The organism is Streptomyces sp. NPDC001568 (assembly GCF_042893755.1).
In the GTDB taxonomy this organism is placed as follows: Bacteria; Actinomycetota; Actinomycetes; order Streptomycetales; family Streptomycetaceae; genus Streptomyces.
Genome location: NZ_JBIAVF010000019.1, coordinates 140331 through 159615, shown reverse-complemented (window position 1 = coordinate 159615; position 19285 = coordinate 140331). Strand labels below are relative to the sequence as shown.

The 19285-nt window shown below is 71.4% G+C and carries 17 protein-coding genes; 12 read left to right on the top strand and 5 right to left on the bottom strand.

Going from position 1 to position 19285, the window contains the following annotated elements; translation table 11 throughout:
* The first annotated feature begins 2 nt into the window (after positions 1 to 2).
* The 3 genes from rpmF to mutM all read left to right on the top strand — a co-directional run bounded on the left by rpmF (position 3) and on the right by mutM (position 2060).
* Entirely contained in the window at positions 3 to 176 is a 174-nt protein-coding gene (gene rpmF, locus ACFY0I_RS30905; protein ID WP_003965982.1) for a 50S ribosomal protein L32, read from the top strand.
* A 19-nt stretch (positions 177 to 195) separates the two neighbouring features.
* Positions 196 to 1029 (top strand): ribonuclease III, encoded by an 834-nt coding sequence (gene rnc, locus ACFY0I_RS30900; RefSeq protein WP_388901958.1) that lies wholly within the window; start codon positions 196 to 198, stop codon positions 1027 to 1029.
* Positions 1030 to 1190: 161 nt separating this feature from the next.
* A complete protein-coding gene (mutM, locus tag ACFY0I_RS30895) occupies positions 1191 to 2060 on the top strand; it encodes a bifunctional DNA-formamidopyrimidine glycosylase/DNA-(apurinic or apyrimidinic site) lyase (protein WP_388901956.1) in 870 nt (289 codons plus the stop codon).
* Here the strand turns inward: mutM and ACFY0I_RS30890 are convergent.
* On the bottom strand, positions 2033 to 2437 hold the full coding sequence (locus tag ACFY0I_RS30890; RefSeq protein ID WP_388901955.1) for a winged helix-turn-helix transcriptional regulator: 405 nt from the start codon (positions 2435 to 2437) through the stop codon (positions 2033 to 2035). The two genes, mutM and ACFY0I_RS30890, sit on opposite strands and share 28 nt — an antisense overlap.
* Before the next feature lie 118 nt (positions 2438 to 2555).
* On the opposite strand from ACFY0I_RS30890, the gene ACFY0I_RS30885 reads away from it, so the two are divergent.
* The gene (locus ACFY0I_RS30885) at positions 2556 to 3170 is read left to right on the top strand and encodes a flavodoxin family protein (RefSeq protein ID WP_388901953.1); all 615 of its coding nucleotides are present in this window, start codon (positions 2556 to 2558) and stop codon (positions 3168 to 3170) included.
* A 25-nt stretch (positions 3171 to 3195) separates the two neighbouring features.
* Here the strand turns inward: ACFY0I_RS30885 and ACFY0I_RS30880 are convergent, their stop codons facing one another.
* Complete coding sequence (locus ACFY0I_RS30880) at positions 3196 to 4119, bottom strand: CAP domain-containing protein (RefSeq protein WP_388901952.1); 924 nt, start codon at positions 4117 to 4119, stop codon at positions 3196 to 3198.
* Between the two features lie 130 nt (positions 4120 to 4249).
* Between ACFY0I_RS30880 and ACFY0I_RS30875 the strand changes: the two genes are divergently transcribed.
* The 4 genes from ACFY0I_RS30875 (at position 4250) to ACFY0I_RS30860 (ending at position 10693) form a co-directional block, all read left to right on the top strand.
* Positions 4250 to 4531, top strand: a complete 282-nt coding sequence (locus ACFY0I_RS30875) for an acylphosphatase (RefSeq protein ID WP_388901951.1) — start codon at positions 4250 to 4252, stop codon at positions 4529 to 4531.
* A gap of 350 nt (positions 4532 to 4881) precedes the next feature.
* The gene (locus ACFY0I_RS30870; protein ID WP_030227372.1) at positions 4882 to 5097 is read left to right on the top strand and encodes a hypothetical protein; all 216 of its coding nucleotides are present in this window, start codon (positions 4882 to 4884) and stop codon (positions 5095 to 5097) included.
* A gap of 251 nt (positions 5098 to 5348) precedes the next feature.
* A complete protein-coding gene (locus ACFY0I_RS30865) occupies positions 5349 to 9068 on the top strand; it encodes an AAA family ATPase (RefSeq protein WP_388901950.1) in 3720 nt (1239 codons plus the stop codon).
* 194 nt (positions 9069 to 9262) lie between these two features.
* Positions 9263 to 10693 (top strand): sugar porter family MFS transporter, encoded by a 1431-nt coding sequence (locus ACFY0I_RS30860; RefSeq protein ID WP_388901949.1) that lies wholly within the window; start codon positions 9263 to 9265, stop codon positions 10691 to 10693.
* Positions 10694 to 10738: 45 nt separating this feature from the next.
* On the opposite strand, the gene ACFY0I_RS30855 is transcribed toward ACFY0I_RS30860, so the two are convergent.
* Both ACFY0I_RS30855 and ACFY0I_RS30850 read right to left on the bottom strand, forming a co-directional pair.
* The gene (locus ACFY0I_RS30855; RefSeq protein WP_388901948.1) at positions 10739 to 11725 is read right to left on the bottom strand and encodes an LLM class flavin-dependent oxidoreductase; all 987 of its coding nucleotides are present in this window, start codon (positions 11723 to 11725) and stop codon (positions 10739 to 10741) included.
* 63 nt (positions 11726 to 11788) lie between these two features.
* Positions 11789 to 13261, bottom strand: coding sequence for a cytosine permease (locus tag ACFY0I_RS30850; RefSeq protein ID WP_388901947.1), 1473 nt, complete (start codon positions 13259 to 13261; stop codon positions 11789 to 11791).
* Positions 13262 to 13418: 157 nt separating this feature from the next.
* Here ACFY0I_RS30850 and ftsY point away from each other — a divergent pair, with 157 nt between their 5' ends.
* On the top strand, positions 13419 to 14642 hold the full coding sequence (ftsY, locus tag ACFY0I_RS30845) for a signal recognition particle-docking protein FtsY (protein WP_388901946.1): 1224 nt from the start codon (positions 13419 to 13421) through the stop codon (positions 14640 to 14642).
* 86 nt (positions 14643 to 14728) lie between these two features.
* Here the strand turns inward: ftsY and ACFY0I_RS30840 are convergent, their stop codons facing one another.
* The gene (locus ACFY0I_RS30840) at positions 14729 to 15397 is read right to left on the bottom strand and encodes a bifunctional DNA primase/polymerase (protein WP_388901945.1); all 669 of its coding nucleotides are present in this window, start codon (positions 15395 to 15397) and stop codon (positions 14729 to 14731) included.
* Positions 15398 to 15802: 405 nt separating this feature from the next.
* On the opposite strand from ACFY0I_RS30840, the gene ACFY0I_RS30835 reads away from it, so the two are divergent.
* The 3 genes from ACFY0I_RS30835 (at position 15803) to ACFY0I_RS30825 (ending at position 19270) form a co-directional block, all read left to right on the top strand.
* On the top strand, positions 15803 to 17284 hold the full coding sequence (locus tag ACFY0I_RS30835; RefSeq protein WP_388901944.1) for a hypothetical protein: 1482 nt from the start codon (positions 15803 to 15805) through the stop codon (positions 17282 to 17284).
* Between the two features lie 307 nt (positions 17285 to 17591).
* Positions 17592 to 18935, top strand: a complete 1344-nt coding sequence (locus ACFY0I_RS30830) for an ammonium transporter (RefSeq protein WP_281206319.1) — start codon at positions 17592 to 17594, stop codon at positions 18933 to 18935.
* The gene (locus ACFY0I_RS30825; protein ID WP_388901943.1) at positions 18932 to 19270 is read left to right on the top strand and encodes a P-II family nitrogen regulator; all 339 of its coding nucleotides are present in this window, start codon (positions 18932 to 18934) and stop codon (positions 19268 to 19270) included. The genes ACFY0I_RS30830 and ACFY0I_RS30825 overlap by 4 nt, the downstream gene beginning before the upstream one ends.
* The last annotated feature ends 15 nt before the right edge of the window (positions 19271 to 19285 follow it).

The window sequence follows — 19285 nt, the reverse complement described above, 5'->3', positions numbered from 1 at the left end:
CCGTGGCTGTTCCGAAGCGGAAGATGTCGCGCAGCAACACGCGCCACCGCCGGTCGCAGTGGAAGGCTGCGGTCCCCACCCTGGTTTCGTGTGAGCGTTGCCAGGAGCCGAAGCTCCAGCACATTGCGTGCCCGAGCTGCGGCACCTACAACAAGCGCCAGGTCCTCGAGGTCTGAGCGGCTGGTGAGAGGCGCAATGTCTGAGCTGTCCAACGCTGAGAAGCAGGCAGACAGTAACAACGCGGCCTCGTCCCACACGCTTCTGGAAGGGCGGCTCGGGTACCAACTCGAGTCCGCCCTTCTGGTGCGTGCGCTGACCCACCGTTCGTACGCGTACGAGAACGGCGGTCTGCCCACCAACGAACGCCTGGAGTTCCTCGGGGACTCCGTGCTGGGCCTGGTGGTCACGGACACGCTGTACACCACCCACCCCGACCTGCCTGAAGGCCAGCTGGCCAAATTGCGGGCCGCGGTGGTCAACTCGCGTGCGCTGGCGGAGGTGGGGCGCGGCCTCGAACTCGGCTCCTTCATCCGGCTCGGCCGGGGCGAAGAGGGCACGGGTGGCCGGGACAAGGCTTCCATCCTCGCCGACACCCTTGAAGCGGTGATCGGCGCGGTCTACCTCGATCAGGGCCTCGACGCGGCCTCGGAGCTGGTTCACCGGCTCTTCGACCCGCTCATCGAGAAGTCCTCCAACCTCGGGGCCGGCCTGGACTGGAAGACCAGTCTCCAGGAGCTCACGGCGGCTGAAGGCCTCGGCGTACCGGAATATCTGGTGACCGAGACCGGACCGGACCACGAGAAAACCTTTACCGCTGCCGCCCGCGTCGGTGGTGTCTCGTACGGCACCGGCACCGGCCGCAGCAAGAAGGAAGCGGAACAGCAGGCAGCGGAGTCCGCCTGGCGCGGGATCCGTGCCGCGGCGGACGAGCGGATCGCGGCGGCCGCCGCGCTCGCCGCGGCTCCCGTCGCCGCTGCGGCCGAGGACGACGGGGCGCCGACGCCCGCCGAACCGACGCCGGGCGCCTGACCGCACCGCCCCTTCGGGTGTTCCCCGCCCGCCTCCTGCCCCGGCAGGAGGCGGGCGGACCCGTTTCCGGAGGCTGTTTCCCGATCCCTTTCCGGGTGGGAGGGGGAGGCCGGTAGGCTCGCCGCAGCCCCCCAGTCCGTGGATCTCCGGAGGAGAACGCCGTGCCCGAGCTGCCCGAAGTCGAAGTGGTGCGGCGCGGGCTGGAGCGTTGGGTGGCCGGGCGGACCGTCGCGTCCGTGGAAGTGCTGCATCCCCGCGCGGTCCGCCGGCACCTCGCCGGCGGAGCCGATTTCGCCGCTCGCCTGGCCGGCCGGACGATCGGGGTGCCGCGGCGGCGCGGCAAGTACCTGTGGCTGCCGCTGGAGGGCGGGGACCTCTCCGTGCTCGGCCACCTCGGGATGAGCGGGCAGTTGCTGGTGCAGCCGGCCGGCGCCCCCGACGAGAAGCACCTGCGCATCCGGGTCCGCTTCGGGGACGACGCGGGCACCGAGCTGCGCTTCGTCGACCAGCGCACCTTCGGCGGGTTGTCCCTGCACGAGATCGTCGGCGACAGCGTCGAGGGGCTGCCCGACGTCATCGCGCACATCGCGCGCGACCCGCTGGACCCGCTCTTCGAGGAGGGGGCGTACCACCTCGCGCTGCGCGCCAAGCGCACCACCGTGAAGCGGGCCCTGCTGGACCAGTCACTGATCAGCGGGGTCGGCAACATCTACGCCGACGAGGCGTTGTGGCGCGCGAAGCTGCACTACGAGCGCCCCACCGCCACCCTGACGCGCCCCCGGAGCACCGAACTCCTCACCCACGTACGGGACGTCATGAACGCCGCGCTCGCCGTCGGCGGGACCAGCTTCGACAGCCTGTACGTCAACGTGAACGGCGAGTCGGGCTACTTCGACCGCTCGCTCGACGCGTACGGCCGGGAGGGTGAACCCTGCCGTCGCTGTGGCACGCCCATGAGGCGCCGGGCCTGGATGAACCGGTCCAGCTACTTCTGCCCACGCTGTCAGCGGCCGCCGCGCTCCGAGTCGTAGGCCCCGCGGGAGACCATGACCTGGTCCATGCTGCCTTCGAGGAAGTGGATGAGCGCGAGCAGTCGGTCCGCGACCTCGCGGCCGAGCGCCGTGAGCTCGTAGTCGACGCGCGGCGGGTTGGTCGGCTGGGCCTCGCGGTGCACCATGCCGTCGCGTTCCAGCGCGTGCAGGGTCTGCGAGAGCATCTTCTCGCTCACGCCGTCGACCCGGCGGCGCAGCTCGTTGAAGCGGCAGGGCCCTTCGCGCAGGGCGCCGATCGTCAGGCTGCCCCAGCGACCGGTGACGTGTTCCAGGGTTTCGCGGGAGGGGCAGGCGCGCGCGAAGACGTCGAACGGCAGGTCCGCTCCGGCGGCCTCGGTACAGACAGGTGTCTCCATGCGTACAAGCGTACCCCCGGGTAGCGCTAACCATCCGCTTGCGCTTTCGAAAAGTTAGTGCTTTTCTTTCTCTCGTCGCACCGCGGCACCCACCGCACCGCTCCTGAGGAGAACAGCCATGTCCGCAGTCACCCCCGCGCCCGTCGTGTCGATCGCCTACCACTCCGGCTACGGGCACACCGCGGTCGTCGCCGAGGCCGTCCGGGCGGGAGCCGCCTCGACCGGCGCGACGGTCCACCTGATCAACGTCGACGGCATCGGCGAAGCCGAATGGGAGCTGCTCGACGGTTCCGACGCCATCGTCTTCGGCTCCCCGACCTACATGGGCACCGCCTCCGGCGCCTTCCACGTCTTCGCCGAGGCCACCTCGAAGCGCTGGTTCGGCGACGTCTGGCAGGACAAGGTCGCCGCGGGCTTCACCAACTCCGGCTCCAAGAGCGGCGACAAGCTGCACACCCTGCAGTTCTTCCAGACGCTGGCCGCGCAGCACGGCATGAGCTGGGTCAACCTGGGTCTGAAGCCCGGCTGGAACTCCACCACCGGGTCCGAGTTCGACCTGAACCGCCTCGGCTTCTTCGCCGGCGCCGCGGCCCAGACCAACTCCGACGAGGGTCCGGAAGGCGTGCACAAGGCCGACCTCGCGACCGCCGAGCACCTCGGCCGCCGCGTCGCCGAGCACACCCGCGTGGTCGTGGCGGGTCGGGCGGCGCTGCTGGCGACCGCCGCCGTCTGATCGGACGCCGGGACGCCCGGGACTTCTAGAAGCCGAAGTCCTGGGTCCACCAGGGGCCGCCGGACGCGACGTACACGCCGACGCCCAGGGTGCGGAATTCGCAGTTGAGTATGTTCGCCTTGTGGCCCGGGCTGTTCATCCAGGCCTTCATCACGGCGTCGGCGTCACCCTGGCCGCGCGCGATGTTCTCGCCGCCCATGCCCGAGATCCCGGCCTTGTCGGCCCGCATCCAAGGGGAGTTCCCGTCCGGGTCGGTGTGGTCGAAGAAGCCCCGGACCGCCATGTCCTTGCTGAAGGCCCCGGCCAGTGCGGCCAGGGGCGGGTTCGCCCGGACCGGACCGCAGCCGGCCATCGCGCGTTCCTGGTTCACCAGGGTGAGGACGGCCGCCTCCTCGGCGTTGTGGCCGTCGTCGGGCTTGGGGGCGCTGGGCTTCGGGGCCGGGGGCTCGGGTTCCGCGGGCTTGGGGGCCGGCGGCTTCGGGGCCGATGGCTTCGGGGCCGGCGGGGCCGGTGGGGCAACCGTCCGCTCCGGCTCCTTGGAAGAGGGGGAGGGCGAAGGGGTCGTCGTCGAGGGGGAGGCCGACGGGGACGGCGAGTCAGAGGCCGAGGCCGACGGGGACGGCGAGGCCGACGTGCTGGGAGAGGCCGGCGGGCTGGTCACGCCGCCCTTGCCGGCGGGAGCCGACGAGGCGCGGCCCGACAGGCCGGCGAGGCCGCCCTGCTGCTCCGGCGTCCGCTGCGCGCTCGCGGCGGGCTTGGCCTTCGCCTCGGAGCGGTCGGCGCCGGGGCCCACGTAGGGGAACGAACCGCCGACCGGTACGAAGCCGGTCGTGACGGCCGCCGCACCGAGGGCCACGGCCACCGAGACGCCGAGCAGGCCGGTGCGTACGGCGGTGCGGCGCGTGACACCGCGGCGGGGCGGCGCGGTGTGGAGTCGGTGGCGTCCCATCGGCGGCTCGCCCTTCCTTGCAAGATCAACCCAAACTCACCCGAACGGGTGAGGCATTGGTGGGGGACTGTAGTCCATGACGTCAGGGGGCGATGTGACCCGAAAGTGTTTGCCCCGTTAGCGTTCACGCATGAATGAAGATGTCCGGCTGACCGCCTGGGTGCGCGGCCGTGTACAGGGAGTGGGCTTCCGTTGGTTCACCAGGGCGAATGCTCTGGAGATCGGAGGCGTGGTCGGATTCGCCCTCAATCTGGACGACGGCAGGGTCCAGGTGGTGGCCGAAGGTCAACGTGAGAATTGCCACCGGCTGCTGGATTGGCTCGGCTCCGCCGACACGCCCGGGAGGGTGGACGGAGTGACGGAGATCTGGGGCACACCGCGTGGCGGTTACGACGGGTTCGGAATCCGGTGATCTTTCGACTGATCATGAACTGATCAGATCCCGGGGCCGCGCGCACATGGTCGGATCTGCGCATTCATCGCCGACGCGTTGCCGTGGGCGCCGATCCGTGGAAGGCTCGGAGACGAGGATGATCTCCGCGCCCCTTGTGCGGACCGGGCCGCCCGCCGATACGGGGCGTGATCGTGTTGACCGTCAAACTTTTTGGTGAGACGCTGGAAGCCCCGCGCACCTGAGCTGTTTGGCAGTGTTGGCAGTAGTAAGCGCAGTGACTGTCAGTCGCTGCCGGACATCCGCGGGTGCGATTCCCTCACGACCCACACCGCTCTCGGTCGGTCACTCAGTGTGGAGGACCATCCATCATGGCAAAGGCGCTTCTCGGTTACGTCGGCGGTTCCGACCCGCGACTCCTCGCCGAGATGCGACGGCTTCAGCAGCGCGTCCAGGACCTCGAGTCCGAGCTCGGACGAATCCAGTCCGAGAATGACGCACTGAACGCGGCCGCCGCTCAGCACGGAGACTCGCTGCTCGACAGCATCGACCTCGACGTACCCCAGGCGGAGCCTGCGCTCACCTGATCCGCGCTCACCCGTCGCAACTCCAGCCCCGCATGATTTGCAAGGGACGCTCCGGCGTCCCTTCTTTCTTTCACCCGTCCCCCTCCTCCGTCCTCCTCGGCGATCCGCCGGCGGACCCGCCCTCATCCCTTCGCGTTCCGACTCGGCCGTCGGACGCGCGTTGGGCCGGGCGGGGGGCTGAATCCTTTGGCGTCTGATCTGCCCTGCACCTTCATGGGTGAAACCGGACGCGAAAGGTAGAGTCCGGCGGCGTGCACCTCAAGTCCCTGACCCTGCGCGGCTTCAAATCCTTTGCCTCCGCGACCACCCTGCGCTTCGAACCGGGGATCACCTGCGTCGTCGGCCCGAACGGTTCCGGCAAGTCCAACGTGGTGGACGCGCTGTCGTGGGTCATGGGGGAGCAGGGAGCGAAATCCCTGCGCGGCGGCAAGATGGAAGACGTCATCTTCGCCGGCACCACCGGCCGGCCGCCGCTCGGCCGCGCCGAGGTCTCCCTGACCATCGACAACTCCGACGGCGCCCTGCCGATCGAGTACGCCGAGGTCACCATCACGCGGATCATGTTCCGCGGCGGCAGCAGCGAATACCAGATCAACGGGGACACCTGCCGGCTCCTCGACATCCAGGAGCTGCTCTCCGACTCCGGCATCGGCCGCGAGATGCACGTCATCGTCGGGCAGGGGCAACTGGACTCCGTGCTCCACGCCGATCCGATGGGCCGCCGTGCCTTCATCGAGGAGGCGGCGGGCGTCCTGAAGCACCGCAAGCGCAAGGAGAAGGCGCTGCGCAAGCTCGACGCGATGCAGGCCAACCTCGCGCGGGTGCAGGACCTCACCGACGAACTGCGGCGCCGGCTCAAGCCGCTCGGACGGCAGGCCGCCGTCGCCCGGCAGGCCGCCGTGATCCAGGCCGACCTGCGCGACGCGCGGCTGCGGCTGCTCGCCGACGACCTCGTGACGCTGCGGGGCGCGCTGGACGCGGAGCTCGCGGACGAGGCGGCGCTCAAGGAGCGCAAGGATTCGGCGGAACGGGACCTCGCCGCCGCCCTGCGCCGGGAGGGCGAGCTGGAACAGGCCGTACGGGAGCTCTCGCCCCGGCTCCAGCGCGCCCAGCAGACCTGGCACGAACTGGCGCAGCTCGCCGAACGGGTTCGCGGCACCGCCTCGCTGGCCGACGCCCGGGTCAGGAGCGCGACGGCCCCGGCGGAGGAGGAGCGGCGCGGGCGGGACCCGCAGGACATGGAGAAGGAGGCCGAACGGATCCGCGAGCAGGAGGCGGAGCTGACGGCCGCGCTGGAAGCCGCCGAACGGGCGCTGGAGGACACGTCCGCGCACCGGGCCGAGCTGGAGCGGGCGCTCGCCGGGGAAGAACGTCGGCTGCGGGACGCGGCGCGGGCGATCGCCGACCGGCGCGAGGAACTGGCCCGCCTGACCGGTCGCCTCGGCGCGGCCCGCTCCCGGGCGGGCGCCGCCCAGGCGGAGATCGACCGGCTGGTGGCCGCCCGGGACGCGGCGCAGGCCCGGGCCCTGGCGGCCCGGGAGGAGTACGAGGCCCTGGCCGAGGAGGTCGGCGCCCTGGAGGACCCCGAGGCGGAGGGCGAGTACGAGGCCGCCCGCGCCGAACTCGTCGCGGCCGAGGCCGCGCTCGGGGTCGCCCGGGAGGCGCTGACCAAGGCGGAACGATCCCGCGCGGCGGTCTCGGCGCGGCGGGACGCCCTCGCGCTGGGTTTGCGCCGCAAGGACGGTACGGGGGCGCTGCTCGCGGCGCGGGAGAAGTGGGCCGGACTGCTCGGACCCGCGGCGGAGCGGCTGACGGTGGCCCCGGGGTACGAGGTCGCGGTGGCCGCGGCGCTCGGGGTCGCGGCCGACGCGGTCGCCATCGAGTCCCCGGCGGCGGCGGTGGAGGCCATCCGGTTCCTCCGCGACACGGACGCGGGCCGGGCGGGTTTCCTGATCACCCCGCCGCCGACCGGTGACGAGGCGGCCGGGTCCGGAGCGTATGACTCCGCAGCCGGCGGCCCCAGCCCCCGTCCGGTCCCCGGTGGGGTTCCGCATCCGGCGGCGGGTCGGGACCGGAGCGCCGCCGCCGAGGCGGGCGCCGCGGGCGACGGGGCCGTCACCCGTACGGCCGTCGGGGTGCTGGCGCCGCCGTGGCGGGAGGCCGCGGCCCTGGTCGGCGGGGACACCGAGGTGCGGCGGGCCGTGGCCTGGGTGCTGCGGGACCACGTCGTGGTCGGGACCCTGGCCGAGGCCGAGGCCGTCGTGACGGAGCATCCGCATCTGGTCGCGGTGACCATGGAGGGAGACGTACTGGGGGCCCACGCCGCCCACGGCGGCTCCGCCGGGGCGCCGAGCCTGATCGAGGTACAGGCCGCCGTCGACGAGGCGGCGGCGGAGCTGGACCGGCTGGACGAGCGGTGTCGCGAGTTGGCCGAGGCGCAGGACGGAGCCCGGGAGCGACGTACCGGGGCCGCGGCCCGGGCCGATGAACTGGCCGAGCGGCGCCGCGCGGGCGAGCAGGCCCGCGCCGGGGTCGCGCAGCAGCTCGGGCGCCTCGCGGGGCAGGCGAAGGGCGCCCTCGGCGAGGCCGAGCGCAGCGCCTTGGCGGCGTCCACGGCACAGGAGGCGCTGGAACGGGCGCGGATCGACGTGGAGGAGTGCGCGGAGCGGCTCGCGGTGGCGCAGGAGATGCCGGTCGAGGAGGAACCCGACACCTCGGCGCGGGACCGGCTCGCCGCCGACGGCGCGAACGCCCGGCAGACCGAGATGGAGGCCCGGCTCCAGCTGCGGACCCACGAGGAGCGGGTCAAGGGCCTGGCGGGGCGCGCGGAGGCGCTCGACCGGGGGGCCAGGGCGGAACGCGAGGCCCGGACGCGGGCGGAGCGGCGCCGCGCGCGGCTGCGCCACGAGGCCGAGGTGGCCCGGGCCGTGGCCGACGGCGCACGGCAACTGCTGGCGCACCTGGAGGTGTCGATCGGCCGGGCGGAACAGGAGCGGGCGGCCGCCGAACGGGCGAAGGGGCTGCGTGAGCGGGAGCTCGAGGAGGCCCGCGGTCGGGGGCGTGACCTCAAGGGCGAACTGGACAAGCTGACCGACTCCGTGCACCGGGGCGAGGTGCTCGGGGCGGAGAAGCGGCTGCGGATCGAGCAGCTGGAAACGCGGGCCCTGGAGGAGCTGGGCGTGGACCCGGTCGCCCTGGTGGCGGAGTACGGCCCCGACCAGTCCGTCCCGCCGTCGCTGCCCGCCGAGGGCGACGGGGGCACGGTCGGCCCCGTCGCGCAGGGTGAGGATCCGCAGGACCCGCGCCGGCTGCCCGGACCCTTCGTACGGGCCCAGCAGGAGAAGCGGCTGCGGGCGGCGGAGCGGGCGTACCAGCAGCTCGGCAAGGTGAACCCGCTCGCGCTGGAGGAGTTCGCGGCGCTGGAGGAGCGGCACCGGTTCCTCAGCGAACAGCTGGAGGACCTGCGCAAGACCCGGACCGATCTCCTTCAAGTCGTGAAGGAGGTCGACCAACGCGTCGAGCAGGTTTTCACGGAGGCCTACCGGGACACCGCCCGGGAGTTCGAGGGGGTGTTCTCGCGTCTGTTCCCCGGCGGCGAGGGCCGGCTGATCCTCACCGACCCGAGCGACATGCTGGCCACCGGCGTGGACGTGGAGGCCCGGCCGCCGGGCAAGAAGGTCAAGCGGCTCTCGCTGCTGTCCGGCGGCGAGCGGTCGCTGACGGCCGTGGCGTTGCTGGTCTCCATCTTCAAGGCGCGCCCCAGTCCGTTCTACGTGATGGACGAGGTCGAGGCGGCTCTGGACGACACCAACCTCCAACGGCTGATCCGCATCATGGTGGAGCTCCAGGAGAGCTCCCAGCTGATCGTCATCACGCACCAGAAGCGGACGATGGAGGTGGCGGACGCGCTCTACGGGGTGTCGATGCAGGGTGACGGGGTATCCAAGGTCATCAGCCAGCGGTTGCGTTGAGGGTCCCGGCGATGACAATTCTTCAAGAAGTTAACTCAGATGGCGTGGCTATGGTCCATGAGGTCCTCACGGCCCCCTCTTGACTTCAGAAAATGAACACATAGGCTCGCTCCGCTGTCCCCCGACTTCGGGTGGTGCTCGATCTTGACCTGTGCGCCACTGGGAGAACGGACAAAACCCCCACGGAGCGCACCTTGACCAGCAGCACAGCGAAGGCACCCGCACCGGGCGGCGGCTCGCCGGCGCCCGAACACCTCGGGCACGTCATCTTCATCACCGCGGCCGCGGCCATGGGCGGATTCCTCTTCGGCTACGACAGTTCCGTCATCAACGGCGCGGTCGAGGCGATCCGTGACCGCTTCGACGTCGGTTCCGCCACCCTCGCCCAGGTGATCGCCGCCGCACTCATCGGCTGCGCCTTCGGCGCGGCCACGGCCGGCCGCATCGCCGACCGGATCGGCCGAATCCGCTGCATGCAGATCGCCGCGGTCCTCTTCACCGCGAGCGCCATCGGCTCCGCCCTCCCGTTCGCCCTCTGGGATCTCGCCATGTGGCGCGTCATCGGCGGCTTCGGCATCGGCATGGCCTCGGTGATCGGCCCCGCCTACATCGCCGAGGTGTCCCCGCCCGCCTACCGCGGCCGGCTCGCCTCCTTCCAGCAGGCCGCCATCGTCATCGGCATCGCCGTCTCGCAGCTGGTCAACTGGGGCATCCTCAACCTCGCGGGCGGCGATCAGCGCGGCGAGATCGGCGGCCTGGAAGCCTGGCAGTGGATGCTCGGCGTGATGGTCGTCCCGGCCGTGCTCTACGGCCTGCTGTCGTTCGCGATCCCCGAGTCCCCGCGCTTCCTGGTGTCCGTCGGCAAGATGGACAAGGCCAAGACGGTCCTGCGCGAGGTCGAGGGCGAGGGCATCGACGCGGACGCCCGGGTGCGCGAGATCGACAACGCCATCCACTCGGAGCACAAGTCGACGTTCAAGGACCTGCTCGGAGGCCGCTTCGGTTTCCTGCCGATCGTCTGGATCGGCATCGGCCTCTCCTTGTTCCAGCAGCTCGTCGGCATCAACGTGATCTTCTACTACAGCTCCTCGCTGTGGCAGTCGGTCGGCGTCGACCCCAGCTCCTCGTTCCTGTACTCCTTCGAGACCTCCGTCGTGAACATCATCGGTACGGTGATCGCGATGCTGTTCGTCGACCGGATCGGCCGCAAGCCGCTGGCCCTCATCGGCTCCACCGGCATGGCGATCTCCCTCGCGCTCGCCGCGTGGGCCTTCTCCTACAAGGACGACAGCGGCGCCGACATCGCCCTGCCGCACACCCAGGGCCTCGTCGCCCTCATCGCCGCCAACGCCTTCGTCCTCTTCTTCGCCCTGTCCTGGGGCGTGGTGGTCTGGGTGCTGCTCGGCGAGATGTTCCCCGGCCGGATCCGCGCCGCGGCCCTCGGTGTGGCCGCCGCCGCGCAGTGGATCGCCAACTGGGTCATCACGGTGTCGTTCCCGACCCTGTCGGACTGGAACCTGTCCGGCGCCTACGTCATCTACGCGGTCTTCGCCGTGCTCTCGATCCCCTTCATCCTCAAATGGGTGCCGGAGACCAAGGGCAAGGCGTTGGAGGAGATGGGGTAATCATCCCCGCCACCACCCCCTCTCCTCCTCCGGCGCTGCCCCGGCTCAGTCCTTGAGCCGGGGCAGTACCCGTTCGCACAGCAGTTGGAGGCTGCGCCGGCCCTCCTCCAGCGGCATCCCCCCGCACAGCGGGTGCAGCACCAGGTTCCCCGCCTCGCCCGCTTCCCGGGCGAAGTCCACCGCCTGATCCGGGCTCAGGATCCGGTACACCCCCTCCGCGCGGAGCTCCTCGACCGTGCGCGCGCCCGAGCGCACCGCGCTGCGGATGTCCTTGGACTGCCATGAGGCGTACGTCGCCGCCTCGTGCAGGAAGTGCCCGCCGTACTCGGCCCACGCCCGGTCCGGATCCTCCGCGATGTGCAGCAGCGGGGTCACCGCCGCGGGCATCATGCAGAACCCCTCCGTGCCGTACTCCGCGAGCTTCGCCCGGTAGTACGCCTCCAGCTCCGGCAGGTGTGCGCTGGGGAAGAAGGGCAGCCCCAGCCGGGCCGCGCGCCGGGCCGCCGCCTGCGAGCTGCCGCCGACCAGGAGCAGCGGGTGCGGCCGGGTGAGGGGGCGCGGGGTGACCCGTACGGTCCTGCCGCGGAAGGTGAACGGCTCGCCGGTCCACGCCTTCAGCAGGGTCTCCAGCAGTTCGTCCTGGAGCCTGCCGCGCCGGCCCCACTCCACGCCGTGCTGCTCGTACTCCTCGGGCCGGTAGCCGATCCCCGCGACGGTGACGAGGCGTCCCCCGCTGAGCAGGTCCAGGACGGCGATGTCCTCGGCGACCTTCAGGGGGTCGTGCAGCGGGCCGATGATCGCCGAGACGGTCACCGTGAGCCGGCGGGTGGCGCCGAAGACCGCGCCCGCGAAGGTGAAGGGCGAGGGCATCCAGTTGTTCGCGGTGCCGTGGTGCTCCTCGGTCTGGAGGGTGTCGATGCCGTGCTGATCCGCGTAGACGGCCATCTCCAGTGCCGCCCGGTAGCGGGCGGAGAGGGTCTCGGGGGTGCCGTTCGGGTCGACCAGATTGAACCGGGCCACGGTGATGGGCATGGCGCAGTCCCCCTTCGCCGGAGGTGGGTGGGCGGGCGAAGGGGGACGTTAGCTGACGTTGCGTCAGTTGGACAGGGTTCCCACGGGCGCGCCGCCCTCGGCGGGGACGGGCGTCGGCTCGACCGGCGCCGTGCGCGGCAGGACGGCGTACAGCACGCCGGAGGTGACGATGCCGGTCACCCAGCCGAGGCCGTTCTGCCCGATCCAGGTGGAGGCCAGCGGCCCGCTGAACCAGTCCACCTTGGTGAAGAGCAGGCCCGTCACCAGGGCGAGGGCCCAGGCCGTCATGGCCTGCCAGGCGAACCCGCCGCGGTACCAGTAGGCGCTGGTGGGGGTGGTGTCCAGCAGCGCGGCGCCGTCGTACGTCCGGCGGCGCAGCATGTCCACGCCGAACACGCCGATCCAGGCGGAGAAGGCCACGGCCAGCAGCGTCAGGAACGAGATGAACGAGCCGAAGAAGCTGGTGGCCACCACCATCAGCAGGAAGCCGAAGACCAGGCTGATGACGGCGTTGACGCTGACCGCCCAGGCGCGCGGGACCTTGATGCCGAGCGTCTGCGCGGTGAAACCGGCGGAGTACATGGACATCGAGTTGATCAGCAGCATCCCGATGAGCGCGATGAGCAGGTACGGGACCGCCAGCCAGATCGGCAGCAGCTCGCCGATGAAGGAGACCGGGTCCTGGGCGGTGGCCAGGTCCGGCGTGCCGACGGCCATCACGGCGCCCATCAGGACCATCGGCAGCACCACGACGCCCGCGCCGCCGATCGTCGCGCCGACCATGCCCCGCGAGGAGGCGGTGCGGGGGAGGTACCTGGTGAAGTCCGGACCGGAGGGCACCCAGCTGATGCCGCCCGCCGCGATGGTGCCGATGCCCGCGATCATCATCGCCGTGGAGCCGGCCGGCTTGTCGAAGACGGCCGACCACTCGGTGGTGAACAGCAGGTAGCCGAGGACGAGCACGCTGAAGCCGCCGAACAGGTACGTCGACCAGGTGGAGCAGACGCGCAGCGCGTTGATGCCGAGCCCGGAGACCACGAAGGTGCAGCCCACGAAGAGGAGCAGGGTGAGGATGATGAGCGGGGTGTTGCTCCGGATGCCGAAGAGCAGGTCCAGGACCGTCAGCACCGCGTAGGCCCCGCTGACCGCGTTGATGGTCTCCCAGCCCCACCGGGCCACCCAGATCAGCGCGCCCGGGAACAGGTTGCCCCGCTGCCCGAAGACGGCCCGCGAGAGGGCCATGCCGGGCGCCCCGCCGCGCTTGCCGGCGATGGAGATCAGCCCGACGAGCCCGTACGAGATCACCGGCGCGGCGATCGCCACGACCAGCACCTGCCAGATGTTCAGCCCGTTCAGGATCACCAGCCCGGCGCCCATGGTGAGCAGCAGCACGCTGATGTTCGCGGCGACCCAGGTGGGGACGAGCTCGCGCACGCGGCCGGTGCGCTCGCCGTCCGGTACGGGCTCCAGACCGCGGGTCTCGACGGCGGTCTCGGCCGGGGCGGCTATCGCGCCGTCGGCGGTCTCGGCAGGCATGCGCTACTCCGTGGGGGCAGGGAGGGGGAGTCGACCATCATTATGTATTCCTCGCGAAAAGCCCAAATAGAGGCTTAGTGCTCCAGGGGAACGGCCGAAAACGCCCGGGCGGGACCGACGGACCGCCGCCGACGTGGTCGCGCATACTGGCTCTGTTATGGAAATCCTGATCCTTGCTGTAGTCATCGCCCTGGTCGCGGTCGGCGCGATCAGCGGGCTCGTGGTCAGCAGCCGCAAGAAGAAGCAGCTGCCCCCCACGGCGCCGCCGAGCACGCCGACCATCACTGCCCCGCCCGCCGAACCGCAGGTGGGGGAGGACGCCGCACCGACGGCGGAAGAGCCGCGCCGCACGATCGAGGAGGTCGACCTCCCCGACGCCGAGGCCGCCCTCGCCTCCCCGGTCGCGGTCGAGGATCCGGTCGTCGAGGCGCCCGCCGCCCCCGAGATCGAGGTGCCCGAGCCCACGGCCGGACGCCTGGTCCGGCTGCGCGCGCGGCTCGCCCGTTCGCAGAACTCGCTCGGCAAGGGGCTGCTCACGCTGCTCTCGCGCGAGCACCTCGACGAGGACACCTGGGAGGAGATCGAGGAGACGCTCCTCATCGCCGACGTGGGCGTCGCGCCGACCCAGGAGCTGGTCGACCGGCTCCGCGAGCGGGTCAAGGTCCTCGGCACCCGTACCCCCGCCGACCTGCGCGCCCTGCTCAAGGAAGAGCTGGTCACCCTGGTCGGCACCGACTTCGACCGCGCCGTGAGGACCGAGAGCGGCGTCGACACCCCGGCCGTCGTGATGGTCGTCGGCGTCAACGGCACCGGCAAGACCACCACCACCGGCAAGCTGGCCCGGGTCCTCGTCGCGGACGGCCGCAGCGTGGTCCTCGGCGCAGCGGACACCTTCCGCGCGGCCGCCGCCGACCAGCTCCAGACCTGGGGCGAGCGGGTCGGGGCGCGCACCGTCCGCGGCCCCGAGGGCGGCGACCCGGCGTCGATCGCCTACGACGCGGTGAAGGAGGGCATCGCCGAGGGCGCCGACGTGGTGCTCATCGACACCGCCGGCCGGCTCCACACCAAGACCGGCCTCATGGACGAGCTCGGCAAGGTCAAGCGCGTCGTGGAGAAGCACGGCCCGCTGGACGAGATCCTGCTCGTCCTCGACGCCACCACCGGCCAGAACGGCCTGACGCAGGCCCGCGTCTTCGCCGAGGTCGTGGACATCACCGGCATCGTCCTGACCAAGCTCGACGGCACCGCCAAGGGCGGCATCGTCATCGCCGTCCAGCGCGCGCTGGGCGTCCCGGTCAAGCTCATCGGCCTCGGTGAGGGCCCGGACGACCTGGCCCCCTTCGAGCCGGAGGCGTTCGTCGACGCCCTGATCGGCGACTGAGAGAGTCGCCGCGCACACGGGTGCCCCCCGGTCCGAGCGGACCGGGGGGCACCGTCGCGTGCGGGGCGTCGGCGGCGTGCGGGGCGTCAGTGACGGAAGCGGTGGCAGATGTAGGCCAGGGTGCCCAGCAGCAGCCGGGCCTGCGGGGGGCCGCCCGCGCAGTCCAGCGCGGGTCGGCGCAGCCAGTCGGCCGGGCCGAGGCCCGCGTGGTCGGAGGGCGGGGCGGTCAGGAAGGTGCCGGGGCCCAGGGCGCGCAGGTCCAGATCGGCGTCGTCCCAGCCCATCCGGTACAGCAGCTGAGGCAGTTCGGCGGCGGCGCCGGGAGCCACGAAGAACTGCGCGCGGCCGTTCGGGGTGCCCGTCACCGGACCCAGCGGCAGGCCCATCCGCTCCAGTCGGACCAGGGCCCGGCGACCCGCTTCCGCGGAGACCTCGATGACGTCGAAGGCGCGGCCGACGGGGAGCATGATCGCCGCGCCGGGGTACTCGCCCCACACCTCGGTGACCTCGTCCAGGGTGGCGCCCGCGGCGACGGTGGGAGCGAAGTCCAGCGGATGCGCCCCCGGCGCACCGCAGTTCGTATGACCGCAGGAGCAGTCGCGGGAGGGACCGGCGGCCCTGGCGCCGGGCCTCACGTCCCAGCCCCACAGTCCCGTGTACTCCGCCACCGTCGTGCACTCCGAGGTCCGGCCGCGGCGCCGGGCGCCGGTACGGAACTCCTTGGTGCCGCGGCTGCCGCCGATCGTGAAGCCCATGCCCATGCCCCCTCCAACGGGTCGGACGCGCAGGTGGTTACGACATCGGCGGGACCTCTCGGCGGTCGGGCGCGTCGCGTCCCCCGGTCGGACCCGCCCGGCGCACTCCTCGCCGCGCGCGCCCCGAGCGCACTCCCGACCAACCGTTCCGTTCCGCCTTCGTGTCAAGTGAATCGCGCCTGGCCGGTGGCGAGTTCATTCGAAGGGGTGGCGAATGGTGGCGTTTCTGGAATCGACCTCGCGGTGGGGGTGATCGTAGGATTACTTTCGGTGCACGAACCCGAAGGCGGACCCGACCGCGGGTATGCCGGAGGCATCCGTGGGGGACCTGTGAAGGTCCCCGGCGGTCCGGGCCGCCACGGCCAGGGTTCCGTGTGGAGAAGCGATGCGGATGGGGGCGTTCCAGTGAGCGGCAACGGCGCAAGCGGAACGATCGACGAGTCCGCTGACCGCAACGTCCAGCTGACCTCGTGGTTCGTCCGCAGCGGCTGGTCCAAGGGCGAACTCGCCCGCCAGGTCAACCGTCGGGCCCGCCAGATGGGCGCCCACCACATCAGCACGGACACCTCACGGGTCCGCCGCTGGCTCGACGGGGAACAGCCGCGCGAACCCGTGCCGCGCATCCTCTCCGAGCTGTTCTCCGAACGCTTCGGGTCCGTCGTGGCCATCGAGCAGCTCGGCCTGCGCACCGCCCACCAGACCCCGTCCGTCTCCGGCGTCGACCTGCCGTGGGCCGGACCGCAGACCGTGGAACTGCTCAGCGAGTTCTCCCGCAGCGACCTGATGCTGGCCCGTCGCGGCTTCCTCGGCACCTCGCTCGCGCTCTCGGCCGGCCCCGCCCTCATCGAGCCCATGCAGCGCTGGCTCGTCCCCGCACCGGCCGCCGACCCCGGATCGCGCGACCTCGCCCCGCAGACCGGCCACCGCCCGCCCCGGCTGTCCGAACCGGAACTCGACCTCCTCGAAGCCACCACCGTCATGTTCCGCCAGTGGGACGCCCAGTGCGGCGGCGGACTGCGCCGCAAGGCCGTCGTGGGCCAACTGCACGAGGTCACCGACCTCCTCCAGGAGAACCACCCCGCCCCGATCATGAAGCGACTGTTCAAGGTGGCCGCCGAACTCGCCGAGCTCGCGGGCTGGATGAGCTACGACATCGGCCTCCACCCCACCGCCCAGAAGTACTTCGTCCTCGCGCTGCACGCCGCCAAGGAGGGCGGCGACAAGCCGCTCGGCTCGTACATCCTGTCCAGCATGAGCCGCCAGATGATCCACCTCGGTCGCCCCGAGGACGCCCTGGAACTCATCCACCTCGCGCAGTACGGCAGCCGTGACTGCGCCGGCCCCCGCACCCAGGCCATGCTGTATGCGATGGAGGCCCGCGCCTACGCCAACATGGGCCAGCCCAGCCGCTGCAAGCGCGCCGTACGGATGGCCGAGGACACCTTCGACGACGTCGGCTTCGGCGGGGAGCCCGAACCCGACTGGATCCGCTTCTTCTCCGAGGCCGAACTCAACGGGGAGAACTCCCACTCGTACCGCGACCTGGCCTACGTCGCCGGCCGCAGCCCCACCTACGCCTCGCTCGCCGAACCCATCATGGAACGCGCCGTCGAGATGTTCGCCAAGGACGACGTGCACCAGCGCTCGTACGCCCTGAACCTCATCGGCATGGCCACCGTCCACCTGCTCCAGCGCGAGCCCGAGCAGGCCACCGTCCTCGTCGACCAGGCCCTCGACGTGGCGCGAAAGGTGCGCTCCGAACGGGTGAACACCCGACTGCGCAAGACCGTGGACACGGCCGCCCGTGAGTACGGCGACGTCGCCGAGGTGGTCCGCCTGACCGACCTCCTCGCCTCCCGCCTCCCCGAAGCGGCCGAGGCCGTCTGACGGCCCTCCCGGCCGCTCCCCAAGGCCCCGGCCGCGGCAGTCACCCCTGAAGCCCGATCAGGCTCCCCCAGCCAGGTCTCCCGGGTCACCGCCGCGGCCGGACCCTCCCCATGATCCGTTCATGGACGCGTAACACTCCCGACCTCTTCGTCATCGGGGCGAAACACCCAGCGGCGCCGCCGGAAACCGGCCTGCGCGAATCTCAGGGCCATTAACCGGCCAGTCCCCCAGCGGGCCGGACCCCTTAACGCCGCTCAGGTTTTCACGTTCGCCCGCACGCGAACGTACCGACGACGAGGAGACGCCGATGGCATCAGCCATCACGACCCTCGCGGCAGACGCCCCGACGCTGTCTGCCGCGAACACCGGGTTCATGCTCATCTGCTCCGCCCTGGTCATGCTGATGACCCCGGGACTCGCCTTCTTCTACGGAGGCATGGTCCGCGTCAAGAGCAGCCTCAACATGCTGATGATGAGTTTCATCAGCCTCGGGATCGTCACGATCCTGTGGGTCCTCTACGGCTTCAGCCTCGCCTTCGGCACCGACCACGGCTCCCTCATCGGCTGGAACTCCGACTACGTCGGTCTCAGCGGCATCGGGATCACCGAGCTCTGGGACGGCTACACCATCCCCGTCTACGTCTTCGCCGTCTTCCAGCTGATGTTCGCCGTCATCACCCCGGCCCTCATCAGCGGCGCCCTCGCCGACCGCGTCAAGTTCAGCGCCTGGGTGCTGTTCACCGCCCTGTGGGTCACCGTCGTCTACTTCCCCGTCGCCCACTGGGTGTGGGGCGCCGGCGGCTGGCTCTTCGAGCTCGGCGTCATCGACTTCGCGGGCGGCACCGCCGTCCACATCAACGCGGGCGCCGCCGCCCTCGGCGTCATCCTCGTCATCGGCAAGCGCGTCGGTTTCAAGAAGGACCCGATGCGCCCGCACAGCCTGCCCCTCGTGATGCTCGGCGCCGGCCTGCTGTGGTTCGGCTGGTTCGGCTTCAACGCCGGATCCTGGCTCGGCAACGACGACGGCGTCGGCGCCGTCATGTTCGTCAACACCCAGGTCGCCACCGCCGCCGCCATGCTCGCCTGGCTCGCCTACGAGAAGCTGCGCCACGGCTCCTTCACCACCCTCGGCGCCGCCTCCGGCGCGGTCGCCGGCCTCGTCGCCATCACCCCGGCGGGCGGCTCCGTCAGCCCCCTCGGCGCCATCGCCGTCGGCGCCATCGCCGGTGTCCTGTGCGCCATGGCCGTCGGCCTCAAGTACAAGTTCGGCTACGACGACTCGCTCGACGTGGTCGGCGTCCACCTCGTCGGCGGCATCGCGGGCTCCCTCCTCGTCGGCTTCTTCGCCACGGGCGGGGTGCAGTCCGACGCGGCGGGCCTCTTCTACGGCGGCGGCCTCGAACAGCTCGGCAAGCAGGCCATCGGCGTCTTCGCCGTCCTCGCCTACTCTCTCGTCGCATCGGCGATCCTCGCCCTCCTCCTCGACAAGACGATGGGGATGCGGGTCAGCGAGGACGTCGAGGTCTCCGGCATCGACCAGGTCGAGCACGCCGAGACCGCCTACGACTTCAGTGGAGCCGGCGGCGGCGCCGCCACGCGCACCGCCCCCGCACCCGCCACCGCCGCAGCGAGCAAGAAGGTAGACGCATGAAGCTGATCACCGCGATCGTCAAGCCGTACAAGCTGGACGAGATCAAGGAAGCCCTCCAGGCGTTCGGCGTCCAGGGGCTCACCGTCTCCGAGGCCAGCGGATACGGACGCCAGCGCGGTCACACCGAGGTCTACCGGGGCGCCGAGTACACCGTGGACCTGGTACCGAAGATCCGCATCGAGGTCCTCGTCGAGGACACCGACGCCGAGGAACTGATCGACCTCATCGTGCGGGTCGCCAGCACCGGCAAGATCGGTGACGGCAAGGTGTGGAGCGTCCCCGTGGACTCGGTCGTCCGGGTCCGCACCGGCGAGCGCGGCGCCGACGCGCTCTAGCTGACAGGAGCTCCT

Coding starts and splice junctions, on each gene's coding strand:
- rnc (WP_388901958.1), top strand. CDS start 196: ATGTCTGAGCTGTCCAACGCTGAGAAGCAGGCAGACAGTAACAACGCG.
- ACFY0I_RS30890 (WP_388901955.1), bottom strand. CDS start 2,437: ATGGAGACACCTGTCTGTACCGAGGCCGCCGGAGCGGACCTGCCGTTC.
- ACFY0I_RS30885 (WP_388901953.1), top strand. CDS start 2,556: ATGTCCGCAGTCACCCCCGCGCCCGTCGTGTCGATCGCCTACCACTCC.
- ACFY0I_RS30880 (WP_388901952.1), bottom strand. CDS start 4,119: ATGGGACGCCACCGACTCCACACCGCGCCGCCCCGCCGCGGTGTCACG.
- ACFY0I_RS30875 (WP_388901951.1), top strand. CDS start 4,250: ATGAATGAAGATGTCCGGCTGACCGCCTGGGTGCGCGGCCGTGTACAG.
- ACFY0I_RS30870 (WP_030227372.1), top strand. CDS start 4,882: ATGGCAAAGGCGCTTCTCGGTTACGTCGGCGGTTCCGACCCGCGACTC.
- ACFY0I_RS30855 (WP_388901948.1), bottom strand. CDS start 11,725: ATGCCCATCACCGTGGCCCGGTTCAATCTGGTCGACCCGAACGGCACC.
- ACFY0I_RS30850 (WP_388901947.1), bottom strand. CDS start 13,261: ATGCCTGCCGAGACCGCCGACGGCGCGATAGCCGCCCCGGCCGAGACC.
- ftsY (WP_388901946.1), top strand. CDS start 13,419: ATGGAAATCCTGATCCTTGCTGTAGTCATCGCCCTGGTCGCGGTCGGC.
- ACFY0I_RS30840 (WP_388901945.1), bottom strand. CDS start 15,397: ATGGGCTTCACGATCGGCGGCAGCCGCGGCACCAAGGAGTTCCGTACC.
- ACFY0I_RS30830 (WP_281206319.1), top strand. CDS start 17,592: ATGGCATCAGCCATCACGACCCTCGCGGCAGACGCCCCGACGCTGTCT.
- ACFY0I_RS30825 (WP_388901943.1), top strand. CDS start 18,932: ATGAAGCTGATCACCGCGATCGTCAAGCCGTACAAGCTGGACGAGATC.